The 7,716-nt window shown below is 61.4% G+C and carries 1 protein-coding gene; it reads left to right on the top strand.

Annotation, left to right across the window (positions count from 1 at the left end; translation table 11 throughout):
* The coding region (locus BM269_RS28725) for an RHS repeat protein (protein ID WP_139232908.1) at nt 1–7,716 on the top strand (7,716 nt) is incomplete at both ends.

Below are 7,716 nucleotides of genomic sequence, written 5' to 3' on the forward strand. Positions count from 1 at the left end.
ACGCCATGGGCGGCGTGACCCGCTTCAGCTACGACGGTAACGGCAACGTGACCGCGCGCCGCACTTATGTCACCCGCATCGACATGACGAAGTGGACGGTGGGAACCGAACCTGCCGTGATCGCCAATGACCAGCGCGACGGCATGCTGCGCACCGTGTACGACGCGCTGAACCGTCCGGTGTTCACCGTGGACGGCAATGGCGACGCAGTCGAGATGAAGTACGACAGCGTCGGCAATGTGCTCGAGCGCATCGCCTATGCCAACAAGATTCCTGTCACGACCGCAGCAACAATTTCCGCGATGCGCGCGGCACTGGATGGCGTGGCCGATGCCGGCCGCGATGTCCACGTGCGCAATGCGTACGACAGCGCCAACCGCCTGCAATGGTCGGTGGACAGCCTGGGCCAGGTGACTGGCTTCAGCTACGACATCGACGGCAACCTCGCCAAGCAGGTGGTGTATGCGCAGCGCATTGCTGCCGGCGCCAATCCGTCCGGCGTCGTGGCAGGAGAGGGTGACCGCGTCACCTTGAGCAGCTACGACAGTGCCAACCGCCTGGTATTGCGTGTCGACGAGCACGGCATGGCGACCGCTCTGGAGTACGACGCCAACTCGAACGTCGTCAAGTCCACTGCGTTTGCCAAGCCGCTGGCCCGCCCAACGGCAGCCAGTGCCGCGCCAATCACCGCTCCTGCAGCGGATGCGGCGCACGACCACGTGGTGCGCAAGGTCTACGACATCTTGAATCGCGAGATCTACAGCATCGACAGCATCGGTGCCGTGACCGAGACCCGTTACGACAGCAACGGCCATGCGATCGAGAAAATCGCCTATGCCAGCCCGATTCCGCTGGCTACCGCCGCCAACGCAACTGCAGTGGCCGCGGCGCTGTCCTCGGTCGCCGATGCCAACCGCGACGTGCGCCTGCGCTACGCCTACGACCTCGATGGCCGCCTGCAATGGAGCGCCGATGCGACCGGCGCAGTGACCGGCTACGCCTATAACAACCTGGGTGAAGTGGTACGCCGTACCGTGTACGCTGCACGTTTTGCCCCAGCCCTGGGTGCCGACTTCGCGGCCGGCATTGATGCCGCTGCGGCGGCAGGCGCCAACGCGGCGCTGGACGACGGCGCCGTGCGCGTGTACGACAAGAATGGCAGCTTGATCTGGGAAATGGACGCCACCGGCGGCGTAACGGAATATCGTTACAACGGCAAAGGCAACCAGGTTGAGAAGATCGTCTACGCAACCCCCCTCGACCCATCCCAATACGTGGCAGGGAGCGCCATCGTCGCTCCGGCCGCGAACGCGCAGGACGTACACCAGTACCAAGTGTTCGACGCGGCCGGCCAACTGTCCTGGAGTATCGACGGCATGGGCGGCGCGACCAACTTCACCTACGACGGTGAAGGCAACGTCGTGTCCCGCGTGACCTACGCAACCCCGATCGATATCTCGAAGTGGGTGGCCGGCAGCGATCCCGCAGTGGTCAGCGATCCTGCGCGCGACAACGTCACGCGCACGGTGTACGACGCGGCACGTCGTCCGTTGTTCACCATCGACGGCATGGGGCAAGTCACCGGCGTGAAGTACGACGGCAATGGCAACGTGGTCGAAAGCCGCATCTACGCCAAGCGCATCCCGCTGGCAACTGCCGCGACGTTGGCAGCAGTGCAGGGCGCCCTGGTGGCCGACGATGCAAACGACCTGCGTACCCAAAAGGTCTTCGACGCCGACAACCGCCTCGTCATGGAGTCGGATTCCAAAGGGGTGGTCACGGCGTACAGCCACGACAGCTTCGGCAATGTCGTCAAGACGATCAGCTACACGACGCCGCTGGCAACGGGGGCGGACATCCATTCCGTCCACGCAGCAGCGAACGACCGTGTCAGCCTGGTGAACTACGACGCGGATTCGCGCATCGTGTCCACGGTCGATCCGACCGGCCAGGTCACGACGTACGAATACGATGCGAACGGCAACAAGGTCAAGACCACTGTCTTCGGCAACCGCGTCGCGCGTCCAACCGCCGGCAGCTCGCCGGCGCTGGCAGACTCCGTGCAGGCGGAGGCAGGCAAGGACCTGGTTGCGCAAAGCGTCTTCGATGGCGCCGGCAACGAGATCTTCAGCATCGGCCACACCGGCTTGCTGACCGCCCGCAAGTTCGACTCGCACGGGGACGTGATCGAGTCGATCACCTACCACAAGCCGGTCGACAGCAGTGTCAACGCCAGCAAGGAAAGCCTGTCCGCGCTGGCCACCGCCAACGCGGATGCGGCGAACGACCTGCGCACCCGCTACGTCTACGACAACAGCGGCCGCGAAATCTGGAGCGTCGACCAGGCCGGCACGGCGATCAAGCACGTTTATAACGGCGCAGGAAAGGTAAGTGAAACCTCCACTTATACCCACCGGGTAAGTGACGAGGTGGAAATTACCGACGCTGCGTTGCAGAACGAGCTGGGTTGGCCGTCCACGAGCTATCGCTGGAGCTATGATGCAGCCGGCCGTGTGGCATCGACCACGGTCGATTTCGCCGGCTATTCGAATGGCCCGGCAGGCGAAATGGCTATCGTTACCAGCTACGCCTACGACGGCATTGGCAACGAGACCGGACGCAAAGTCAGCAACGTCTACGGCGGCGCTGCCCACAACAGCGTCCTGCATACCGTCTACAACGCACAGAACCGGGCCGTCTACACGCTCGATATCTCGGGCAATGTAGTCGCCTTCAAATACGACCTGCGCGGCAATGTGATCGAAAAGACCGCGTACGCTTCGCGCGTGTCGACCGCTTCGCTGTTCAAATCGCCGGTTCTGGACGACTACTTCGGCCAACTGGGCGAAGAGGCGGCAGGCACCGCCAGCATTGCCTTTGACAGCGCTACGTCGGCAGCCAATATCAATGCGGCTGTCACGGCCGTTGCCGATGCCAGCCGCGACGTCGTCACTCGCCGCGTGTTCGACCATGCCGGCCGCCTGCTGTGGGATGTCAGCAGCGAAGGCAAGGTGACCGCCTTTACCTATGACGTGGAAGGACACGTCACCAAGCAAGTGCAGTACGCGACTGCGCTGGCTGTCGGCGCCGAGCCGCATGCAGCGGCCACCAACGTCCAGGATAAGGTGCAACTGTTCGCCTACGATAGCGAAGGCCGCCAGGTACTGCACGTCGACCACGACGGCTATGTCACGAGCAAGGCCTACGATGCCGATGGCAACGTCACAGAGACGGTGCGCTATACCAACCGGGTAGCGCGTCCGACCGCCGCAAGCACCGCGCCGCAAGCCGGCACGCTGCCGGTGGCCGTGGATGCGCTGCGCGATGACTGGAGCCGCAGTGTCTACGATCCGGCGGGCCGCGAAGTGTTCCGCCTCAATAGTAAAGGCGAACTGGTTCAATGGACGTACGACGGCAATACCGCAAACCAGACCGTCTTTATCAACACCATCGATCCGTCGACGGCGGCCACGGTGGCTGCACTGTCGGCCGCCGCAGCGTCGATTGCCGATGACGCGAACGACGGTCATCTCAGCCAGGTGTTCGACGCTGACGGACGCCTGATCGCCGACACCAACGCCTATGGCGGCACCACCAGGTATTACTACGGCTCGGATGGCCGCCTGATTGAAACCATTGTGCCGAAGAGCGACTCGGCACCTGGAGGTAATGAGTCTCTCCAAGGGTATGACCTGTACGGTCAACTGGTGTACGGCTACGACACATCGTCGAACCGGAAATACTCCTTCTACGACGCATCGCATAACCTGGTGCGGACTCACACGAGTGGCAGCCTGCCTCGCGAATGGGAAAATCGCGTCCCCTACGGATGGGAAGATCGCATTCCCGCGATACCTGATGTCGTCAAGAGCATGGTGTACGACGCCGCCGGCCGCGTCATCTGGACCGGCATCGGCTCGCCGGTGCCGCTCGAAGCGAGTGCCGTGCGTTACGATGCGCACGGCAACGTCATCGAAACCGTTACCTACGCGGATACCAAAGGACTCTACGAAGCTTCCTCGCTCGTCTCCGCGTCGCCATACGGCGGCATGCGCCCGATCGTCGACCTGTCCGGCATCAATGCGAGCCGCCTGGCGGCTGGCGGAAAGGCCAGCTTCGACCTGCGTACGCATAATGTGTACAACGACCAGAACCAACTGGTGTACAGCGAACAGGCCGGTATTGTCACCGCCTTAACCTATGACGACCAGGGTAACGTGGTCAAGAAGGTGCAGTCGGCAACGAAGATCGTGCCGGGCTCCGACCCGTCCCGCGTGTCGGTGAGTACGGAAGACCGCATCACCCTGATGGCTTACGATGCGGACCACCACCTGACCTTGCAGGTCAATCCGGACGGTGCTGTCACCCGCCAGCGTTTCGACGCCTACGGCAATATGCTGGAACACGCCGAATACATGTCGACCGTCGATGACGTTGCGGCATTGGCCGCGGCGTGGGCAAATCCAGCCGTGCGCGCGCAGCTGCCGGTTGCGCCTTCGGCAGTCGACCGCATCAGCCATTACGCATACGATAGCCAGGACCGCCTGGTGTACAGCGTAGACATTCTGGGCGCCGTCAAGCGTACCGAGTACGATAGCCATGGCAACGCCATCGCAGAAGTCCTGTTCAAGGACCATATCGGTGCGCGTGCAGGTGTTGGCTTTGCCGATTACAGTGTCGGCGGCCTGCAAGCGCTGTTCAACGAAGCTGCGGCAGGTGACCACACGTCGAGCTACACCTACGACGCAATGGGACAGGTGCGCAGCACCACTGACACCATGGGTGCCACCGACTACACCACCTACGGTGTCAACGGCCGCAAAGCCACCTTCACCGACAAGGAAGGCTTTGTCTGGAACTACGAATACGACGGCGAAGGCCGCCTGGCGCAGGAAATTGGTCCCGAGGTTCCAGGGAAGAACGGCAATTATCGAACCGTTACCGAGTATGTCTTCAATGGCAACGGCAATATGGTGGTGCGTTCGGTCAAGCACGACAATAGCCAAGACTATGAGGACAATGTCGACGGATTCGATATCCGCTACATCTACGATCATGCAGGCCGCCCTTGCGGGACGGTGACGCCGGAATCGATGCACTATGGTTCGGACCTGGGTACCGAACCGATCTGGTCTTCCTTGCCAGCGCGAAAAGGACCACGGTATAACGCGCTGGGGCAGGTCGATACGACCTCCACCGAAATGGGCAGCGATGTTCGCCGGTTCTACGACGAGTCGGGTTTGCTGAAATATGAACTCGACCTCAATGGCGGCGTAACCGCCTACGAGCGCAATGTCTTTGGCGATGTGCTGGTCACGACGCGCTACGCTGTAGCTCTCTCTAACGATCAATTGGCAGGCTTCGCCAGCATGGACACGGCGGCGCTGGATCAAATCGTCGCGGGCATGGACCATGTGAACGATCGCGTCATCACGAACAAGGTCGACCACATGGGTCGCGTGCTGGAATCGCAGCAACCGCAAGGATACGTGTACGACCCGACCGCACCGGCTGGCCAGCAGTACTATCAAGCCGGCATCAAGACCGTGCGCGACTACGACACCTTCGGCAACCTGCTGACCACGGCGACCATCAATTCGTTCACCGGCGTGCAGACTGTGGAAGCAAGCTGGTATGACGTTGGCGGCAAAGTCCTGGCTAAGGTCAGCAACACCGGCTTCATGGTCAGCTACCAGTACGACGACTTTGGCAACAAGATTTCGGCAACCGAATCGGCAACCGCCATTGCAGGCTGGAAGGGTGACTACGCACCAATGCCGGTAGCGCCCCAGGATGGACGCGACCGCATCACGACCTTCGAATATGACGAAGCACAGCGCATCACCAGGGAGACCCTGAACGACCGCGCGCACTTCGCCATTGAGAACGGCGGCTATGTGAAGACCAGCGAGTACGACAAGAAGGGCAATGTCGTCATCGCCAACTCCTGGGGACCGGGCCAGACGGGCTCGAATTCGCCGACCTTCATGAGCTACGACGGGATGGGACGCATGATCGCCGTCCTCGATGGCCTGCGTCCGATCGGCGATGGCTTTGCCCTGACCATCAATCACTACGGCGTGAGCGGTGGAGTCATCGAATCGATCCAGTACGAAAAAGGCTTCCGGATCGACGGCCAGCTTGTGCCCGATGAGTCGGAAGAGTTAGAAGTTCGGCGCACCCGAATCGTGTCCGACTATGCCGGCCGGGCGGTGGGTATTTATGATGCGGATCACATCTGGCACTACGTGACCTACGACGCGGCGGGCAACAAGATCGATGAACGAGTCGAACAATACGACTATTACAACGGTGGCTTTAATCCGTCGGCGTCTTATGATCACATGGGGCGCCTGTCGACCGATCCAGAGCAAGGCTTGACGCTGAAGTACAACACGTTCGGCGAGTTGATTTACAAGAAGCAGGGCGAGCAGGAGTTCAGTTACGAGTATGACCGCGCCGGTCATTTGTGGCGCACCGACGAATCCGGACATGTGCAGATATTCATGTACGACCTGCTTGGCCAGCGCACGGCCATGCTGGAGAGCGGCGGTATTTCCAACGGCAATAGCGACCTGTCGCAGGAATCCTCCGTCGCGAACTGGGAGCAGGCAACCAATGTACGCCGCACCGAGTACTACTACGACAGTGAGGGCCGCTGCATCCGCGAGGTACAGCCGACACGCCAGGGCCAGCGCCCTGAATCGCTCAAGGCATACGATCACTGGGGCAACCTGCTGCAGGAATCGCAGCCGGTCGTTGCGGGCAATCCAGCACCGACGGTGACCTACACCTACGACCTGAAGAATCGCAAACTGAGCGAGAGCCAGACCAAGGCGGACGGTACGGCCGGAGGCCGTGTGCGCGAGTACAGCTACGTCTTCGGTGAACGCGGCGTGGCGGTCGTGCGCCAGACCATCGACCGTGAGAATGCAACCGTTGCAGGACCGCAGGACAACGATAGCCTGCACGTGCGCTATCGCCAGACTGTTGAGAATTACAATCTGACGGGGCAACTGCTGTCGACCATCGTCAATGGCATCAAGGCGGAAGAACACACCTATGACGTGTTCGGCCAGCTGCGCAGCGATATCATCGGCGGCCGGGTGGTCTGTACCTATGAGTACAACGGCGTTGGCCTGCTGGCAAAGCAAACCTACCCGCAGGTGGACACCTGGCGCTTTGACGTGGCCGGGCACAGCGTGGTGAGCGATGGCCAGCGCGCCATGAGTAAGACGTTCGAATACGACGGACGCGGCAACCTGGTCAGCATCACCACGAGCGAGGGTGTGACGACCTGGTATACCCACGACGCGCAGGGCAACCTGACCTCGACGACCGATGCGTTGGACAACACCAGCTACACGACCTGGGATAAGAGCGGCCATAAGAAGACGACGACGGATGCGCTCAAATACACGGTCACCAACGAGTACGACAAGCTGGGCCGCCTGAAGAAGGTGACCGGTGCGGACGGTTCCGTCACGATCAACGAGTACGACAACGCTGGCTTGCTGGTGCGTAGCACCCAGGCGAGCAAGGGCCAGGTCGTTGAATACACCTACGACGACGCCTGCCAGGTTGCCACCATTCATGAACTGGTGACCGGCATGAGCGCAGCGGCCAACACCAACCGCTGGACCTTCTATGCCTACGATGCGGTGGGCAACCGCATCTCCGAAGTGCAGGAGCAGAACGGCCAGACGTTCCAGCGCA

The organism is Duganella sp. CF458, assembly GCF_900113115.1.
In the GTDB taxonomy this organism is placed as follows: domain Bacteria; phylum Pseudomonadota; class Gammaproteobacteria; order Burkholderiales; family Burkholderiaceae_D; genus Rugamonas.